This window comes from Micromonospora sp. WMMD1274 (assembly GCF_049179035.1).
Taxonomy (GTDB): domain Bacteria; phylum Actinomycetota; class Actinomycetes; order Mycobacteriales; family Micromonosporaceae; genus Micromonospora; species Micromonospora tulbaghiae.
This window is the reverse complement of sequence record NZ_JBMHMG010000001.1, coordinates 7,418,804-7,437,608: the sequence shown is the minus strand read 5'-3', so window position 1 is coordinate 7,437,608 and position 18,805 is coordinate 7,418,804. Positions and strand designations below refer to the sequence as shown.

Below are 18,805 nucleotides of genomic sequence, written 5' to 3'. Positions count from 1 at the left end.
GGCGCGACCGGGTTGCCGCCGGGCACGGCCGCGGATCAACACTCTTCCCTGCCACCGTTCCCTGACACGAGGAGTCCGGCCGTGACGATGCCGATCGTCAGCACCACCGAAGAGGGTATGCAGCGGGCTGCCCAGGAGTTCTCCGACAAGGCCACCGAATTCACCGGCCAGTTGCGCGCGGTCAACGGGCAGATGGCCATCCTGATCTCGTCCTGGACCGGCCAGGCGTCGCAGGGCTTCAACCAGGCCATGGACAACTGGGAGAACGCCTTCCAGCGGGTGATCAACGAGCTGCTCAACATGCTCGAGGTCATGGGTGTCACCACCAAGGGCTACCAGACGGCCGAGGACGAGGCGTCGAGCGTGGCCAACTCCTTCGGCGCGGCCCTGCCGGGCATCTGAGCCGCACCCCGACCCCCGATCTCCCGAGAGGACCGACATGTCCAACTACACCTTCGACTTCGTGCAGGCAGACGCCGTGCTGACCGACATGAACCGCATCAACGGCCAGATCCAGTCGTCGCTGGAGGAGATGGAGCGCACCGTCGAGGCCAGCCTCGCCCAGTGGACCGGTGCCGCCCAGGAGCAGTACAAGGTCTCGAAGCTGGCCTGGAACCAGGCGGCCGACTCGATGGTCGGCTACCTGGAGCAGGCCCGGATGACGCTGCTGCAGATCTCGGACAACTACGGCACCACCGAGCAGCGTCACGCCATGATCTGGAACGACGTCCGCGGCGGCTGAACCGCCGGACGGCCGCCGCGGACGCGGCGTGGCGGCCCACGTCGTCCGTCCCCGGCCCGGTGAGCTAGACGACCCGGGCCGCTGGGGTCTGTGCCAACGTTCCGTCGTCGACTCTCGAGTGGAGTGAGCTCCATGGCCCGCATTGACTGGGGATACCCCAACGACAAAGCCATCAGCGCGATGAACGCCTACGGCATGGGCGACGCCGCCCTCAACAAGCCGGAGGGCACCGTTCAGGCGGCGCACGACTCCTGGATGGCGTTCTACAACAAGAACCAGAACAATCGCACCGGCGTGAACTACGAGAAGTGGAAGGACGAGGTCCGCGCCGAGCATCCGGAGTGGATCGAGGCCCGCGACTGGTACGACAAGAACATCCTCGACACCGACGGCTGGAAAAACCTCGTCAAGACGTACAAGGACAACATCACCGACCCGTCGAACGTGAAGCCGCCCGCGTTCACCGACCAGTCCGACTGGATCGACGACAAGATCCAGACCGGTTCGGGCTTCAAACCGCCGGCGATCAACCCGACGTTCAAGGGTGACACCGCCTCGACCAGTGGCGTGGCGGTCAACACCGCCGCCCTGAAGTGGTTCGCGGAGGACGTGCTGGGCAGCATCACCGGCGCGGGGAAGATCCTGCTCACCACGGCCGACCAGGTGGGCGCGATCGACCCGCGTCCCGGCGCCTTCGCCCGGGCCGAGGTGCTGCGGCAGGCGATCGTCGGGGCGACGGCCCAGGACGGCGGCGTCAAGGGCGACATGAAGGACATGCTCGTCAACATGAACACCGCCCTGCTCGCGGTGCAGGCCGCCCTGCTGAAGATGGCCGCGGAGTACGAGAACCTCGAAGAGCTGAACGCGCTGACCACCGACAAGCTCGGCGAGATCATGGGTGACTCCTTCAAGGGCCTGGACAACCTGAGCACCTACGGCCAGAAGATCGTCAAGACCGACGGAAACTGACGCGGGCGGACAGGTCTCGCCGCTCGCGAAGAGGGACAGGGCATGGGCAACGGTCTCGGTGACAGCAAGCTCGACGGCTGGAACGACCCCGCGGAGGAGGCGGCCACCTTCCCACCCAAGGTGATCCCCGTCAGCGACCTGTACGACTACCAGACCTGGGCGAAGGAGACCCGGGGCTGGCGGAAGCTCGAGGCCGCGGTGAACGGCGGCGCCGCGCTGACCACCGAGAGCGGGCAGGACCATGCCAAAACGCTGGTGAGCGTCCGGTCCGTCGTCGAGACCGCGCAGGCCTTCCAGGCGACCCAGGACCTGCTGATCTGGCTCGAACAGACCATCCGTACCGCTGTCACCTCGATGGTCGGCGACGACAAGGCGTGGAAGGGGCCGGCGGCCAACGGGTTCCGCGACAAGATGAATTACTACGCCGACCTGCTCGGCAAGCAGGCAGAGCACCTGGCCGGCGGCGCGGTCCCGGACTCCACCACGGCGGCCAACAGCATCAACTCCTCGACCAACCGCAACTCGCTGCCGTCGCAGCTCTACGACGCCGCCAACCATCTGGCCTGGGCCCAGCAGACGATCACCTACCTGGACCGCGCCTGGGCGTCGATCGCCTCGGACAACGGCGTCGGAAGCGGCAGCGGCCCGGTGCCGATCAGCGGCACGGAGTACGAGAAGCCGATGGCCCAGCAGATGTCCGAGGTCGTCCACACGGTCGCCGAGAAGTACCGGATGACCACCGACAGGGCGGGGACGTCCGGGGTCACCATGCCCACGCCCAGCATCACCACGCCGACGATGCCGAACCTCACCACCCCCAACCTCACGACGCCGAACCTCACGCCCCCGCCGACGGTCCCCCCGCCGGTGTTCACCACGCCCTCCATCGGTGGCGTCACCACTCCGCCGGTCAACGCGCCGCCGAACATCACGGTGCCCACGATCACCCCGCCGAACCTGTCCGGTGGGCCCGGCACCGGCGGACCGGGCACCGGCCAGGGACCGGGGACCTTCACCCCGCCGTCGTTCTCGGGCCCCGGTGCGATCGGTGGTCCCACGCCCGGCGGCGGCAGCGGGCTGCCCGGCTTCGACGCACCGGGCATCAACGGGCCGGGGGGAGCCGGTTTCCCGGGCGGTGGCGGCCTACCAGGTGGCGGCGGCGTGCCGGGCGGGTTCGTCCCCGGTGTGGTTCCGCCGGGCATCAAGCCGCCCGGCTCGGCCAACCTCGGCGGCGGCGCGGGCGGCGCCGGTTCGGTCAAGCCGCCGTCGTTCTCCGGACCGGGTGAGGTGGGCGGCCCGAAGCCCGGGGCCGGCACAGGTGCAGGCATCGGCAGACCGGGCGGCGGCTTCACCGCGCCGGGCGTCCCCGGCTTCGGCTCACCCGGCGGCGCCGGCCCCGGCGCGGGCGGTAGCCCGAGCCTGCCGGAGAAGCCGGACGCGAACGGGCTGCTCGGCAACAGCGACGACTTCGTCCCCGGCGCAGTCGACGGTGTGGACATCCCGGCCGCCCCCGGTGGCGCCGTGCCCGGTGGCGGCGGCTTCCAGTCGCCGATGATGCCGGGCATGCCCGGCGCGGGCGCTCCCGGTGCCGGTGCCGGCGGCGGATCCGGTGTCCCCGAGGCCCCTGACGCCAAGGGCCTGGTGGAGGGCGACGAGGCGGACTGGCGGTCACCCGGGTTGGACGGCGTGCAGGTCCCCGGCGCGCCGGCCGGCGCCTCGTCCGGCGGCGCCGGGCTCGGTGCGGGCATGCCGCCCATGCCCGGCATGCCGGGGCCCGCGGGCGGCGCGAACAATCCCGGCGGGGCCGAGTCGCCCGACGCCCGGGGACTCGTCAGCGGCGATCCGGAGACCTGGGGACCGGTGGGCGTGGACGCGGGTGTACCGGACGGGTCGGGCGGTGCGCCGGCCGGTGGTGACGGGCTCGGCGTCGACGGCCCGCAGATCCCCGCCGCCCCGCCCGTGGCTCCGGGCGTCGGCGTCGACTCGCCGGTGGCGGCGCCGGCCGGCCCCGCCATGCCGATGATGCCCGGAGCGCCGGGTGCGCCGGGCGCCGGTGCGGGCACACCCGGCGGCGGTGTGCCGGACGCGCCCGACGCCTCCGGACTGATCCAGGCCGACCTCGACGACTGGCGTCCGTCGACCCCCGACACCGGCACACCGCAGGCGCCCACCGGAGCGGACGCGGGCGGTGTCGGGCTGGGGGAGCCGGCCCACTCCGCGCCTCCCGTGCCGCCGAGCACCGGTGCGACGCCGCCGGCGGCCGGTGTGGTGCCGCCGGCGGCCGGTGTGGTGCCGCCGGTGGCCGGCCCGCCGGGCGCCAACGCGCCGGCCGGGACCGCACCCCGGACCGCGCCCGACGCGTCCGGACTGATCCGGACGGACGAGGCCGACTGGACTCCGGCCGGACCGGGGGACGGCGGGCCGGAGGCGGGCGGCGGCACGGCGGCCGGTGGCGGGGGACTCGACGGCTCCGCGCCGGTAGCCGGCGTGCCCGGCCCGCCGCCGGGGCCGGGCGACGCGACGGCGGGCGGCGGCGCGGGACTCGACGGCTCCGCGCCGGTCACCGGCGTGCCGGGCTCGCAACCCGGTCCGCAGGTAGCCGGAGATCCGGGCGTGCCGGGGGCCGCCGCCGAGGAGCCGGCCGCGCCGGAGGTTCCGGCAGCGCCCGTGCCCGGCATCGGCGGTACGTCGCCGGGCGCGCCCGTACCCGAGGTGATCGCACCGCCGACGGCGGTGGAGGTGCCGACCGTGGTCGACCTGTCCCCGGCGGTGGAACCGCCGCCGCGGGCCGAGCCGCCCGCGGCTGTTGCGCCGCCCGCGGCCGTCGCGCCGCCCGCGGCTGTCGCACCGGCTCCGGCCGTCGCGCCGCCTCCGGCCGTCGCGCCGCCTCCGGCCGTCGCGCCGCCTCCGGCCGTCGCGGAGCCGGCGGCCGGCGGTGTCGTGGCGGCTCCGGTGATCGTGGGCCAGCCGGGCCTGCCCGCCCAGCCAGGCCCGGTGCCGAACCCGCCCGCCCAGGCAGCCGCGCCGAACCAGCCCGCACAGCCGAACCAGCCCGCACAGCCGAACCAGCCCGCGCAGCCGAGTCCGCCCGCGCAGGGGAACCCAACCGCGCCGGGGAACCAGCCGGCCCCGCCGGGAGGCGGCGGTCCGGAGGGGACGCACCGGAAGGCCGGCGTGGCCGCTGCCGTGGCCGAGGGCGAGGTGGCGGTCGCGGTCCCCGGCGCGCTCGGGCTGGCCGGCACCGCCGCCGTGGCCGGACTCGCCGGTCCCGGCCCGCAGACGACCGGCCGCGCGGCGGCCGGCGCGGACCCCGACGACCCGGCCCGGACCGGCACGGTCCGGCGCTCCGGTCGCGACGACGACCGCGAGCCCGGCGCGGGCCGGGAGCCCGCCGCCGGGCTGCGCGAGGACGACGCCGTCTGGGGCGGTGACCGCGCCCGGCCGGCGGCCGACGACCACGTGCCGCTGGTCCGCCCGGACGACGACCCCGACGACACGACGGACTGGGACGACCTCAGCGACGCGGACTGGCTGACCGGTACGTCAGCGGACGACGGCAGGGAAGGGTGACCATGTCGGAGACACCGCAGCCCCCGCGCGCCGTGTGGCGGCGGGTCACGCCCGCGAAGGCGCCCCGGCCGGCCGGCGGCACTTTCGACTTCTTCAGCGCCGACCTGGAGAAGATGCGCCGGTGCGGCGAGCCCGGCGTCAGCGACGCCGAGTTCACGACGTCGCTGGCCGAGGAGGAGAAGGCGGCGGCCGCCCGCGCCGAGGCGTTCTGGGCCGAGCAGGAGCGACGCCGCAGGGACGAGGAGGAGCGGGCGGAGAAGGAGAAGAAGCGCCAGGCCGAGGAGGACGACGACGTCAAGGTGGCCGAGCGCTACCGCAACGACCGCTACGCGGTGAAGCTGCTGCGCCAGGAGCGTACCGTCTGGGGCGGCGACGGCGCCGATGCGGGGACGATCGGATGAGTACGGTCACCGTCAAGCGCCCGCCCCGCGCGCCCGGCCCGGAGGCGCCGGAAGGCTCGATCGAGCTCCAGGAGCCGCCGCTGATGGCGGAGGAGGCCCCGCTCGACTTCCGCTCGTTCGCGATGGTCGTGCCGATGGGCCTCGGCATGGGCGCGATGCTCGCCATGTTCGGCCTCTACAACCGCACCCCCGTGATGTACGTGATGGGCGGCGCGATGGCCGGCGGCATGCTGCTCATGGGCGTCATGCAGATCGGCCGGGCGGCCGCCGAGCGCAAGCGCAAGATGCGCGGCGAGCGGCGCGACTTCCTCCGCTACATCGGGCAGTTGCGCAAGCAGGCCCGCGAGGCGGCCGACCAGCAGCGCCGCCACGTGCTGTGGAACAACCCGCAGCCGGGCTGGCTGTGGTCGATCGCGATGGGCAGCCGGCTGTGGGAGCGCCGGCCCAGCCACGACGACTTCGGCCGGGTCCGGATCGGTCTCGGCCGGCAGACCGCGATGCTGAAGTTCAACCCGCCGTCCACCAAGCCGATCGAGGACCTCGAACCGCTGTCGTCGATCTCGCTGCGGCGGTTCTCCGAGGCGTACCGGACGGTGTCCGGCATCCCCACCTCCGTCGGCCTGCCGAGCTTCACCAGCGTCGAGTTCGAGGGCGCGATCGACCCGGCGATCGACCTGGCCCGCGCCATGGTGGCGCAGCTCGCCACGTTCCACGCCCCGGACGAGCTGCGGATCGCGGTGCTCGCCGCCGAGGTGCACCGGGGCCCGTGGGAGTGGGTCAAGTGGCTGCCGCACAACGCGCACCCCACCGCGTACGACGCGGCGGGTCCGGTCCGGATGTTCGCCGGCAGCCACGACGCGCTGATGGACATGCTCGGCCCGGAGATCACCGACCGGGGCGACCACGACCGGGCCGTCAGGCCGACCACCAGCGAGCCGTTCCTGGTCATCGTCGCGCATCTGGTGGACCTGCCGGACAGCTCCCGCCTGCTCGGCGCGGGCATCCGCAACGTGGTGCTGCTCGACCTGACCGGCGCGATGCCCGGCGGCCCCAAGGTGCTGCGGCTGACAGTCACCGACGACGTCGTGGAGTTCCCGGCCGGCGCCACGACCGGCTCGGCCAAGCGGGACGGCCTGGACCAGACCCAGTGCGAGGCGCTCGCCCGCATCATCGCGCCGAAGCGGACCAGCGGCACGCTGGAGGTCTCCGACGAGCCGCTGGACACCAGCTTCGAACTGACCACGCTGCTCGGCATCCGCGACGCCATGACCTTCGACGTGCAGGCCCTGTGGCGTACCCGCACACCGCAACGCAACCGCCTCATGGTGCCGATCGGCGTCACCGAGGAGGGCGAGGTCATCGAGCTGGACCTGAAGGAGTCCGCGCAGGGCGGCATGGGGCCGCACGGCCTGCTCATCGGCGCCACCGGCTCGGGCAAGTCGGAGCTGCTGCGTACCCTCGTCTGCGGCCTGGCCGCGACGCACAGCTCGGAGATCCTCAACCTGGTGCTGGTCGACTTCAAGGGCGGCGCCACCTTCCTCGGCATGGACAAGCTGCCGCACACCTCGGCGGTGATCACCAACCTGGCCGACGAGCTGCCGCTGGTCGACCGGATGCAGGACGCGCTGAACGGCGAGATGACCCGGCGGCAGGAGATGCTGCGCGCGAGCGGTTACGCCTCGCTGTTCGACTACGAGAAGGCGCGCGGCAACGGTGCCCAGCTCGTGCCCTTCCCGGTGCTGCTGATCATCGTGGACGAGTTCAGCGAGCTGCTGTCCAGCAAGAGTGAGTTCATGGACCTGTTCGTGTCCATCGGCCGGCTCGGCCGGTCGCTCGGCGTGCACCTGCTGCTCGCCTCCCAGCGCCTGGACGAGGGGCGGATCAACCGGGTCGAGGGACACCTGTCGTACCGGCTGGCGCTGCGCACGTTCTCCTCGATGGAGTCGCGGTCGGTGATCGGCGTGGGCGCGGCGTACGAGCTGCCGCCCGAGCCCGGCAACGGCTACCTGAAGGTGGACACCACGAACCTGGTGCGCTTCAAGGCGGCGTACGTCTCCGGCGCGTACACCGGAAGTGGACGCCGCGGCGGCGTCGCGGACGCCGGGGACGAGCCCACCGCGGACGTGGTGCCGTTCACCACCCGGCAGGTCGCGGTGCGCCACGACCCCGGGCCGGAGCGCCCGGCCGAGCAGGTCGAGGAGCCCGCCGCCGACGCGAACGGGCCGAGCCTGGTCGAGGTGCTGCTGGACCGGCTCGCCGGCTCGGGCCCACCGGCCCGCCAGGTCTGGCTGCCGCCGCTGTCCAGCGCGCCCAGCCTGGACTCGCTCATGCCGAGTGTGCTGCCCGACCCGGTACGCGGCATGACCATCGACGACCCGGCCGTCCAGGGCGGCCTGCGGGTGCCGGTGGGCGTGGTGGACCGGCCCGCCGAGCAGCTGCGCGAGCTGCTGGTGGTCGACCTGAACGGCGCGGACGGCCACGTCGGCATCGCGGGCGCCCCGCAGAGCGGCAAGTCGACGCTGCTGCGCAGCCTGATCCTGGCGCTGTCGCTGGCGAACACGCCGCGCGAGGTGCAGTTCTACGGCCTCGACTTCGGCGGCGGTGGTCTCGCCTCGATCGCCGGCCTGCCGCACGTCGGCTCGATCGCGACCCGGATGGAACGCGACCGCGTCGTCCGGACGGTCGAGGAGGTCCTCCAGGTCATGGAGAGGCGCGAGGCCGAGTTCGCGCGGCACGGCCTCGACTCCATGACCAGCTACCTGGCCAAGGTCGCCGACGGGGTGATCGAGGACGGCTTCGGGCACGTCTTCCTGGTCATCGACGGCTGGTACACGATGAAGCAGGACTTCCAGGAACTGGAGCAGAAGTTCCAGGAACTCGCCTCGCGGGGCCTGTCCTTCGGCGTGCACGTGATCGTCACCGCGACCCGCTGGTCGGAGCTGCGTACCTGGATGCGGGACCTGCTCGGCACGAAGCTGGAGCTGCGGCTCGGCGACGCGATGGAGTCCGAGCACGGCTCCCGCAAGGCGGCCACCGTGCCCAACCAGGTCGGCCGCGGCCTCACCGCGGGGGCGCTGCACTTCCTGGCCGCGCTGCCCCGGATGGACGGCAGCTCCGAGGTGGGCGACCTGGCCGAAGCCACCAAGTCGGTGGTCGAGGAGATCGGCACGTTCTGGCCCGGCCCGGCCGCCCCGCCGGTACGGATGCTTCCGGCGCACCTGATGGTCGAGACGCTGCCGCCGCCCGAGTCCGACTTCAAGTTCGTCATCGGCCAGGACGAGCAGCGTCTCGCCCCGGTCTGGCACGACTTCATGACCACCCCGCACATGCTGGTCCTCGGTGACAGCGAGACCGGCAAGACCAACCTGCTGCGGCTCGTGCTGCGGTCCATCCAGCAGCACTACCCGCCGGAGCGGGCGAAGGTCGTGCTCGGCGACTCGCGCCGAGACCTGGACACCGCGATCGGCGCCGCGTACCAGGTGGGCTTCGCGTTCACCGGCGACAAGATGCACGAGCTGGCCGGCCAGGCGTCGGTCTCGATGAACCGGCGCATGCCCGGGGCGGACGTCTCGTCCGAGCGGATGCGCAAGCGCGACTGGTGGGAGGGGCCGGAGCTGTTCGTCATCGTCGACGACTACGACCTGATGACCAAGAGCACCGGGATGGGCTCGACGCTCGACCCGCTCCTGCCGCTGCTGGCCCAGGGCGCCTACATCGGCCTGCACGTGATCGTCGCGCGGAGCACCTCCGGCGCGATGCGGGCCATGATGGACCCGGTGATCCGGCGGATGTGGGAGCTGGGCACGCCCGCGACGCTCTTCTCCTACCCCAAGGAGGAGGGCAAGTTCCTCGGCGAGGCGAAGCCCCGTCAACTGCCGCCCGGGCGCGCCCAGCTCGTCACCCGGCGCGGCGTACGCCTGATGCAGACCGGTTTCGTGTCGGACACGGCCCGATGAGAGAGGCTCGCTGGTGACCGCAGCGCTGAACGACCAACTGTGCCGGATCACGGTGATCGGGCCGGCCCGCCGGGCCGACCTGGCCGTGCCGGCCCGGATGCCGGTGGCGAACCTGATGCCGCTGCTGGTGCGGCACACCACCGACGTGGCCCGGGTGCCCGACGGCGAGGTGCCCGACGAGTCGTGGGTGCTGCAACGCCTCGGCCAGCCGCCGTTCGAGCTGTCCGGCACGCCGGAGAGCCTGGACTGGCTGGAGGGCGAGGAACTGCACCTGCGCCCGGCACAGGACCCGTTGCCCGAACTCGACTTCGACGACCTGGCCGAGGGCGTCGCCACTGTGGTCAACCGGCGGGCCGACAGGTGGCAGCCGGAGTACCGCCGGGTGCTGTTCCTCGTCCTCTCCCTGGTGGCGATGGGCCTGATCGCCGCCGTACTCGTGGACCGGGGGCCGGTGCTGCCCCAGGTGATCGCCGGCGCGGTGCTCGCGGCCGGGCTGTTCACCGCGGCGATCGTCAGCGCCCGCCAGCAGACCGACGGCGCGTTCCCGCTGCTGTTCGGCGGCGGCGCGGCGTTCTTCGCGGCCGTCGCCGCGTCCAGCGCCGTCGACGGCGACCCGGACGGCGTGGCCTGGACCGCCGCCGCCGGGCTGGCCGCCGCCGTCGCGGTCGTCGCGGTGACCGCGTTCCTGCTGATCGCGCAGCGTACGGTCACGCCGGTCATGCCGTTTGCCCCGCTGCTGATCGTCGCGCTGACCGCCGCGATGGTGGTGCTCGTGCTGCTGGCCGGTGACGGCTTCGCGCTCACCGCGCCGCAGGTCTCCGCGGTGGCCGTGTCGGTGATCCTGGTGCTGATCGTGATCGCGCCCCGGGCGGCGGTGAAGCTGGCCCGGCTGCGCGGACCGCAGCTGCCCAAGACCGGCGCCGACATGTCGTACGACATCGAGCCGGAGGACTCCGACCTGGTCAAGTCGCGCGCGGACGAGGCGGACACCTACCTGACCGCCTGCATGACCGCGTCCGCCCTGGTCCTGCCGGTGCTGATGCACCACACCATGCGGGTGCCGGGCTGGTCCGGGTGGACACTCGTGCTGGTGACATCGAGTGCAATCCTGTTGCGCTCGCGTACCTTCTTCGGGTTCTGGCAGCGGGTCGCCCTGGTGGCGGCCGGTACCGTCGGCTACCTCATGGTGGCCCTGATGTTCTCCGACAAGCTCGCCCCGACCGGCCGGTACGTCCTGCTCGGCGGGCTCGTCGCCCTTCTGGTGCCGCTGGTGATGGCCGCGCTGCGGCCGTGGCCGCGGCGCATGCTGCCGTTCTGGGAGTACACCGCCGGCGGGCTGGACGTCGCGACCGGCCTGGTCGTGCTGCCGGTGCTCGCCCAGGTGCTTGGGCTCTACGCCTGGGCCCGCGGACTCTTCGGGTAGCCGGCGGTGCAGACCCAGCGCGACCACGTCCACGCCCACCAGTTCATGATGGGCCGGTTGAGTTCCGCCCTGGTGCAGGGCGACCCGTCGACGGCGGAGATTCCCGGGCAGCGTGCCGTCACCGGCCTGGCCTTCGGCGTGCTGATCAGCGTCCTGGTCGTGGCCGGGTTCGCCGTCTACGGCTGGATCGTCCCGGGCGGCAGCAAGGCGTACACCAAGAGCGGTGTGATCCTGGTGGAGAAGGAGAGCGGCAACCGGTACGTCTACCTCGACGGCGTGCTGCGCCCGACGCCGAACCTGACCTCGGCCATGCTGATCCAGGGCAGCGCCGCAACCGTGAAGCTGATCTCCAAGGAGTCGATCAAGGACGTTCCGCGCGGACCGTCGATCGGCATCGACGGCGCCCCGCAGTCGGTCGCCACCGGGTCGATGGTCGCCGGCCCGTGGCTGGCCTGCCTGCCCGGCTCCGTCGTCGACGAACCCGGCGACCGCCTCGGCCTCAACCTCGACCCGCGCGCCGAGGCCGTCCCGCTGCCGGCCGACCGCTTCGCCGTCGTCCGCGCCGCCGACGGACCCACCTACCTGGTGACCGCCGGCCGCAGGCACCGGGTGGCCGACCCGGCCGTGCTCGCCGCGCTCGGCGCCACCACCACCCGCAAGGTGCCCGCCCCGCAGGACTGGCTCGACTTCCTGCCCGACGGACCGGACCTGGCGCCGGCCGAGATCCCCGGCGAGGGCCGCTCCGGGCGGGTCGGCGACCGCTCGTACCCGATCGGCACGCTGTTCCGGCAGCGGCCCGACACCGGCGCGGAGCAACTGCTGGTGCTGCGCCGCGACGGCCTCGCGCCGCTGAGCCGTACCGAGTTCCTGCTGGCCACCGCCACCTCCGGGGAGGAGCCGGTGGAGCTGAGCGCCGCCGACCTCGCCGCGGCCCGGATGTCGGCCGACCGGTCGCTGCTCACCCGGCTGCCCGACCTGACCGGCCTCACCCCGCAGGAACCCGGCCCGTACGCGCTGTGCCTGCGCCAGAGCGCGGTGGACGGGACGCGGTTCGACAGCACCGCGGTGCTCGTCCCGCTGGCCCGCTCCGGCGTCCGCCCCGACGGCCGCACGACAGTGCTCCTGGCGCCCGGCAGCGGCATGGCGGTGCTCCCGGCGCCGGTCGGTCCCGGTGCGGCGCAACCCCTGCCCACGTACATCGCGGACGACGGAAAGGCGTACCCGATCGGCGACCAGGACGCGGTACGGGCGCTGAAGCTCGACCGGGTCGTGAACGTTCCCTTCCCGAGAGAGCTGCTCGCGCTGGTGCCCCAGGGCCCGGCGCTGGGCATGAGGGCCCTCGCGGCCGCAGAAGTGGGGTAGGTCGATCATGGCAACCCGGATCCGGGACCTGTTCGGCGGCGGCAAGGACCGTCCCGAGGGCGTCGTCCAGCACACCGTCGGCAACGCCCTCGTGGTGCACGCCGAGGACGCCATCAGTCCCGAGGCCCAGTCGCTGGCGCTGTCCGTGATCGAGGACGCGGAGAACGACGTCGTCGTGCTCGACCTCGGCGACGGCATGCCGATCAGCGCGTGGGAGGCGATGGCCGGGGTGCTGCCGCGCCGCCGCCGCGGCATCCGGCTCATCGCCTGCGGCCGGCACGGCAACTCCGCGGCGATGGCCGGTCAGTGGCTCTCCGAACGCCTCAACCGCACCGTCATCGCCCCGGACGGCGACCTGGTACGCGGCTCCGCCGGAACGCTGTTCGTCCACTCCGCACCGGGCAGCGGCTGGGTGCGGTTCCGGCCCGGCCGTCCGCCCGCCTGGGACGCCAAGCGCTACCCGACGCCGCGATGGGACCGGGCCGCGATCGACACCCGGCCGTCCAGCGCCACCGCCGAGATCGAGCCGATCCCGGCCGGGGTCTGGATCCACAGCAACCGCGACCCGCAGGTGGTCGACCCGCAACGGCAGCGGCTCACCGCGTACGTGCCCTGCCAGGCGGAGACGATGACCGTGCTGCTGGGCTGCCCCGGCACGCCGCCGCTGTCGCTCGACGACGTGGTGCGCTTCTGGCGCGGACTCGACGAGGAGAACCGCCAGCGGGTGCGCTTCGTGCAGTTCGGCGAGGTCCGGATCCCCGAGGGCGAGGCGTTCGGCCAGGCGCTCGCCGACCTGCTCAACACCGACGTCACCTGCTACACCGGCGTGCCGATCGGCAGCCCGCACCGGTACGAGATCCGTACCGTGCTGCCGGACGGGGCGTTCGGCTGGGCGCCGTACGCGCTCGAACTGTCCTACACGCCCCGGGCGCACCCCAACTCGCGGGCCCGCCGCCCCACTGTGCTCAGCCACCGTCCGCCGCTGGCCGGCGCCGAGGAGGTCGCGCCCCGGGTCTACTGGTTCGCCCCCGGCGCGGTGGTCGAGGTGGTGCAGACCGGCCTCTGGGTACGCTCCACCGCCGAGCCGAAGAACGCCGAGCAGGTCCGGTCCGCGATGCTCGACGCGGGCAGCGGCACGCTCGTCTTCGACGACACCGTCCACTCCACCGCCCACCGGATGCGGGAGCTGGCGCTCGACCTGGCCGCACGCGTCGACGGCATGGCCGGTACGAGCCGCGCGCTGATGCCCGCGTCGGTGCTGGTGCCCGGCGCGAAACCGGCCAGCCGGGCCGAGGTGGTCATCGACCTGGAGACCGAGATGCGGGCGGTGGGCGCGACCGTGCCGGTGCCCGCGTACGTGGAGGTCGCCCCGCCCGCGCCTGTCGCACCGCCCGCGGCGGACAGTGTGGTGGTCGCCGTTCCCGCGCCGGTCCCGCCCCTCCCCGCCGGCCGGGAGCAGCCGGCCGCACCGCCCGCGGTGCCGCTTCCGGTCGCGCCCGCACTGCCGCCGCCCCCGGTCGCGCCGCTCGCGTCCGAGTTGCCGGCTCCGCCCGCGGTGCCGCTCGTGTCCGCGCTCCCGGCTCCGCCCGCGGTGCCGCTCCCGGCAGCGCCTCCGGTCGTCTCCGAGCCGCCTGCGCCGCCGGTCGCGGCGGAACTGCCGGAACCGCCCGCCGTGCCGCTCGTCTCCGAGCTGCCCGCACCGCCTGCGCCGCCGGTCGTGTCCGAGCTGCCGCCTCCACCTGCTGTGCCACTGCCGACGGCACCGCCGGTGGTGCCCGTGATGGTGTCCGCACCCACGCCGCCGATCGCCGCCGGTGAGCCGGTCACGCCCGCCGTGCCTGCCGTGCCTGCCGCACCTGCCGGGCCTGGCGCCGCCGACGGACCGGTGGTCGCCGCCGACTCCGGGAGCGGGCCCTCGGCGGCACCCGTCGAGGACGCCGGACAGGACACGTACCCCGCGCCGCCCACCATGCCGGCGGGCTTCGGCGAGCCGGCGCCGCCGACCATGCCCGCCGGTTTCGGCCAGGCGCTCGCGACGCCGCCGGTGGCGGCCGGGCCGGCGGCGCCGGTCGCGGCCCTGCCGTCGCTGCCTGCCGTCGCGGTCGACCTGCCGCCCGCTCCGCCCGCCGGAGCCGGTCCGTCGCACGTGGCCGCGCCCGCGCGGACCGCCGAGCCCGACGGACAGGCCGAGCCGTCGAACGCCGCCACGCCGTCGGAGAACGCCGAACCGTCGGAGGTGGCCGCCGAGGCGCGGGTGCAGCCGGTGCCGTCGGCCGGCGCGGGCGCGCTGCTGTCGGAGAAGAAGGGGCTCGCCGACGAGCGCGCATGGCTGCGCCGCACGCTCAGCCGCGAGTTCGACGTGATGGCCAGCTCGGTGTCCCGGATCATGTCCGAGCACCCGGGCATGCAGGGCTCGGGCGTGTCCACCGAGGACGTGCTCGCCGACTCGGTAGCGCTGCGACTCTATCTGACCGGTCGCGGACCGGGTGTCGACGCGGGTCTGCGCTCCGGCCGCAAGGGGCCGCACGTGCCGTTCGCGCGTTGCGTGGTCGCCGGGGTCTCCCGGATGCCGTCGTTCCGGGGCACCACCGTCTACCGGCTGTCGCCGACCGCCGGGGAGTGGGCGCTCTACCAGGACCGGCGGCTGGTCACCGACTGGAGCTTCGTCAACGCGCTGACCCAGCCGTGCGCGTCCGAGGACGGCGACACCGACGTGCTGATCTGGTCGATGACCGCCCGCCGGACCAGCCTGCTGGAGCCGGAGGGGGACGAGCACGTCGAGGACCGGGTGCTGTTCCTGCCCGGTACGAACTTCAAGGTGCTGGACCTGCGCCGGCCCGCCGAGGGTGAGCGCGGCGCGGTCCTGCTGCGGGAGATCGGCGCCAACGAGATCGACGACACCGGCCGGGTCGACTCCAACCGGGTTTCGCTCGACGAGCTGGCGATCACGTCGCTGCGGCGCAGTGTGGACCGCTGGGCCACGGCCGAGCCCCGGGTACGCATCGGCGCGGCGGCCCGCGGGCGCCTGCGGGTGCTGCCCGGGCTGGACCGGAAGGGATGACGCGGTGAGTCGGCAGGTTCTTGTGGTGGGCGACCGGAAGCCGGGCTCGTACCCGACGATCGGCTCCGCGCTGTCCCGGGCCGAGCCCGGCGCCACTATCGACGTCCACCCCGGCCGGTACGTCGAGAAGCTCGTGGTCGGTGACCGGGTGACGATCAGCGCGGCCCGGCCCGGCACCGTCGAGGTGCAGGTGGAGGAGGGCAGCGTCCTCGTCGTACGCGGTGAGGGCGCCCAGCTGCGCGGCATCACGCTCAGCAGCGCCGACACGACGCTGGCGGCGGTAGACGTGTACGCGGGCGAGGTGGCGCTCGACGACTGCCGGGTCAGCGGCGCCTCCTGGGTGACGCTGCTGGCCCGGATGCAGGGCACCGTCGCGCTGCGTGGCTGCGACGTGACCAGCTCGGCGGGCGCGGGTGTGGTGGTGATGTCGGCCGGGTCGAGCACGATCGAGGACACCGACGTCCACGACGTCGCCACGAGCAGCGTCGTGGTGGGGGAGCAGAGCGCCCTGACGCTGCGCCGCTGCCGCCTGCGCACGTCCGGCGCGAACAGCGTGTGTGCCGGCGGCGACGCCCGTCTCACGATCGAGCAGTGCGAGATCACCGGGGCCGGCAAGCCCGCCCTCGTGGTCGAGCAGCGCGCCTGGGCGCGCATCCGCGGCCTGGCCGTCACCGGCAGCGGCAACGTGGACGTCTTCGTGCGCGGCGAAGGCGACGTGCAGATCAGCGACTCGACGTTCACCGGCGCCGCGGTGCAGTCGGCGCACATCGCCGAGGGCGCGTCGCCGTCGTTCCGCAACTGCACGTTCGGCGGTGCCGGGCACACCGCCGTGCAGGTGCTCGGCGGCGGCCGCCCGACCTTCACCGACTGCACGGTCCAGGACGCGCCGGTCGGGGTCGCCGTCACCGGCGGCTCGCCCCGCTTCCTCGGGCTGACCGTGCGGGGCACGCGCGACAACGTCGCCGTGCTCACCGGTGAGTCGGCTGTCGTGCTCCAGCGGCTGCGCGCCGAGATCACCACGGGCGGCGGGGTGCTGGTCCAGGACGGCGCCTCGCTGGAGGGCACCGACCTGGTGATGGACGCGGGCGGGGCGACAGCGCTCGCGCTGACCGGCCCCGCGCGGGGCGTCGTGCACGAGGCCCGCCTCACCGGAACCGGCGTGGCCTGCGTCCGGGTGGGCGCAGGCGCCGACCTGACGCTGCGCGCGTCCCTGCTGCGGGGTGCGGGCGTGCTGGCCGAGGGGACGCTCCAGCTCGGCGACAGCGAGATCGTCGGCGCGGCCCGCGACGGCCTGCGGGTCACCGGGTCGGCGACCGTCACGCAGACCCGGGTGCGCGACGCCCGGGCCGACGGGATCGTCTTCGAGGCGGGCTCCCGCGGGTCGGTGAGCGACGGGGAGGTGCTGGGCAGCGGCGGGGCCGGCATCGGCGTGGACACCGTGGAGCCGGTGGCGCTGACCCGGTGCGTGGTGCGCGACAGCGGCGGCGAGGACGTCCGCCGCGGGCCCGGCGCCACGGTGACGACCGAGGCGCTGACCGTGGGCCGCCCGCAAGCCACCCCGGCGCCCGCCGGTCCGCCGTCCGCCGCGCCGGCCCCGGTGGCCGGCGACGAGGGTACGGCGGCGGAGAGCGGCGCGGACGAGCTGAGCGAGCCGCTTCGCGAGTTGAACGGGCTGATCGGTCTGCGCGGGGTGAAGCAGGAGGTCACCGCGCTGATCAACCTGATCAAGATGTCGCAGGTCCGGCTCCAGATGGGCCTGCCGATGCCGCCGATGAGCCGGCACCTGGTCTTCGCCGGGCCGCCCGGCACCGGTAAGACCACAGTGGCCCGCCTGTACGGCTCGGTGCTCAAGGAGCTGGGCATCCTGTCCAAGGGCCACATGGTCGAGGCGGCGCGGGCCGACCTGGTGGGCCAGTACATCGGCTCCACGGCGATCAAGACGACCGAGCTTGTCACCAAGGCGCTCGGCGGCGTGCTCTTCATCGACGAGGCGTACACGCTGTCCAGCGGCTCGGGCGGCTCCGGGCCGGACTTCGGCCAGGAGGCCATCGACGCCCTGATGAAGATGATGGAGGACCACCGCGACGAGCTGGTGGTGATCGTCGCGGGCTACTCCGAGCTGATGGAGCAGTTCCTCGCCTCCAACCCGGGTATGGCGTCCCGCTTCACCCGTACCGTCGAGTTCCCGAACTACTCCGTCGAGGAACTGGTCACCATCACCTCGAACCTGGTCAGCAAGCACTACTACGAGCTGACCGACGACGCGGTGGACGCGCTCACCGCGTACTTCACCCGGGTGCCGAAGAACGCGACGTTCGGCAACGGCCGGGTGGCCCGCAAGCTGTTCGAGGCGCTGATCAACAACCAGGCGTCGCGCCTGGCGACCACGCCGCCCACGAAGGACAGCGAACTCAACCGGCTCACCGCCGCCGACGTCGAACCCGAGCTGGCGCTGCTGGAGGACCTGCCGGTCGAGCAGGGCGAGCAGCCCGACGCGGCGACCGACCCGACCGGCGCGATCAACGCGGCCCGCAGCTGGAAGCGGATCTGCGGCCTGGTCGGCGGGCAGCGCGTCAAGGAGGCGGCCGGGCACACGCTGTTGCAGCTCTGCGAGGGACGCAACCGCCGGCGCGGCCCCGGCCGCACCGGCAACGTGCTGCTCGGCGGCCGGGCCGGGAGCGGCCGCAGCGAGTACGCCCGGCTGTACGCGGCATGCCTGTCGGAGCTGGGCCTGGTGCCGGTCGGCCAGCTGGTGCGGGTGAGCACGAGCCGGGAACTGGCGCCGCAGTGGCCCGGCCAGGCCGGGAGCCTGGTGGACGCGGTCCTCGACGACGCGGCCGGGGGTGTGCTCCAGCTCGACTACGTCGACGACTCCTCCGGCGTCGCGCCGGAGATCGCCGAGGCGCTCGTGAGCCGGATGCGTTCCCGGCTCGGCGATCCGGTGGTGGTGCTGACCGGCGAGGAGGCGGCCTTGGCGAGCCTGCGGACCGCGGTGCCGGCGGTGAACGAGGTGTTCGGCCAGCAGTGGTCGGTGCCCGAGTTCAGCACCGACGAGCTGGCCACCGTCGTGCTGCGGCACCTGGTGCGGCGGGGTCATGAGGTGCCCGACGACGTCCGGGCCGCGCTGACGCAGATGGCCGGCCGGCTGCCCGAGCGCACAGTCCACGCCGCCCACCAGTTCTCGCTCGCGCTGACCCGGCGCACCGGCTCCCGTACCCTCGCGCTCGCCGACCTGGCCGCGCCCGGCCCGGCGGCCGGCGAGCGGCTCGGCGGCCTGGCCGCCGTCGGCTGACCACCCGCCCACACACAGAAAGGCCCGGC

At 73.8% G+C, this 18,805-nt stretch carries 10 protein-coding genes; all 10 read left to right on the top strand.

What is annotated here, in order from left to right; translation table 11 throughout:
• Window positions 1-81 precede the first annotated feature (81 nt).
• A complete protein-coding gene (locus ACN27D_RS35045; protein WP_091416604.1) occupies window positions 82-402 on the top strand; it encodes a WXG100 family type VII secretion target in 321 nt (106 codons plus the stop codon).
• Between the two features lie 37 nt (window positions 403-439).
• The gene (locus tag ACN27D_RS35040; RefSeq protein ID WP_013286988.1) at window positions 440-742 is read left to right on the top strand and encodes a WXG100 family type VII secretion target; all 303 of its coding nucleotides are present in this window, start codon (window positions 440-442) and stop codon (window positions 740-742) included.
• A 132-nt stretch (window positions 743-874) separates the two neighbouring features.
• Window positions 875-1,711, top strand: coding sequence for a hypothetical protein (locus tag ACN27D_RS35035; RefSeq protein ID WP_121685091.1), 837 nt, complete (start codon window positions 875-877; stop codon window positions 1,709-1,711).
• 42 nt (window positions 1,712-1,753) lie between these two features.
• Complete coding sequence (locus tag ACN27D_RS35030; RefSeq protein ID WP_421501077.1) at window positions 1,754-5,281, top strand: hypothetical protein; 3,528 nt, start codon at window positions 1,754-1,756, stop codon at window positions 5,279-5,281.
• 2 nt (window positions 5,282-5,283) lie between these two features.
• A complete protein-coding gene (locus tag ACN27D_RS35025; RefSeq protein WP_013286984.1) occupies window positions 5,284-5,682 on the top strand; it encodes a hypothetical protein in 399 nt (132 codons plus the stop codon).
• Complete coding sequence (eccCa, locus tag ACN27D_RS35020) at window positions 5,679-9,638, top strand: type VII secretion protein EccCa (protein ID WP_013476339.1); 3,960 nt, start codon at window positions 5,679-5,681, stop codon at window positions 9,636-9,638. The genes ACN27D_RS35025 and eccCa overlap by 4 nt, the downstream gene beginning before the upstream one ends.
• Before the next feature lie 13 nt (window positions 9,639-9,651).
• Complete coding sequence (gene eccD / locus ACN27D_RS35015) at window positions 9,652-11,061, top strand: type VII secretion integral membrane protein EccD (RefSeq protein ID WP_030268281.1); 1,410 nt, start codon at window positions 9,652-9,654, stop codon at window positions 11,059-11,061.
• 6 nt (window positions 11,062-11,067) lie between these two features.
• Window positions 11,068-12,423: a type VII secretion protein EccB gene (eccB, locus tag ACN27D_RS35010; RefSeq protein WP_357139915.1), complete on the top strand. Its 1,356-nt coding sequence runs from the start codon at window positions 11,068-11,070 to the stop codon at window positions 12,421-12,423.
• Between the two features lie 7 nt (window positions 12,424-12,430).
• Window positions 12,431-15,484, top strand: coding sequence for a hypothetical protein (locus ACN27D_RS35005; RefSeq protein WP_357139918.1), 3,054 nt, complete (start codon window positions 12,431-12,433; stop codon window positions 15,482-15,484).
• A 4-nt stretch (window positions 15,485-15,488) separates the two neighbouring features.
• A complete protein-coding gene (locus ACN27D_RS35000) occupies window positions 15,489-18,776 on the top strand; it encodes a right-handed parallel beta-helix repeat-containing protein (RefSeq protein WP_357139920.1) in 3,288 nt (1,095 codons plus the stop codon).
• Window positions 18,777-18,805 lie beyond the last annotated feature (29 nt).

Coding starts and splice junctions, on each gene's coding strand:
- ACN27D_RS35040 (WP_013286988.1), top strand. CDS start 440: ATGTCCAACTACACCTTCGACTTCGTGCAGGCAGACGCCGTGCTGACC.
- ACN27D_RS35035 (WP_121685091.1), top strand. CDS start 875: ATGGCCCGCATTGACTGGGGATACCCCAACGACAAAGCCATCAGCGCG.
- ACN27D_RS35030 (WP_421501077.1), top strand. CDS start 1,754: ATGGGCAACGGTCTCGGTGACAGCAAGCTCGACGGCTGGAACGACCCC.
- ACN27D_RS35025 (WP_013286984.1), top strand. CDS start 5,284: ATGTCGGAGACACCGCAGCCCCCGCGCGCCGTGTGGCGGCGGGTCACG.
- eccCa (WP_013476339.1), top strand. CDS start 5,679: ATGAGTACGGTCACCGTCAAGCGCCCGCCCCGCGCGCCCGGCCCGGAG.
- ACN27D_RS35005 (WP_357139918.1), top strand. CDS start 12,431: ATGGCAACCCGGATCCGGGACCTGTTCGGCGGCGGCAAGGACCGTCCC.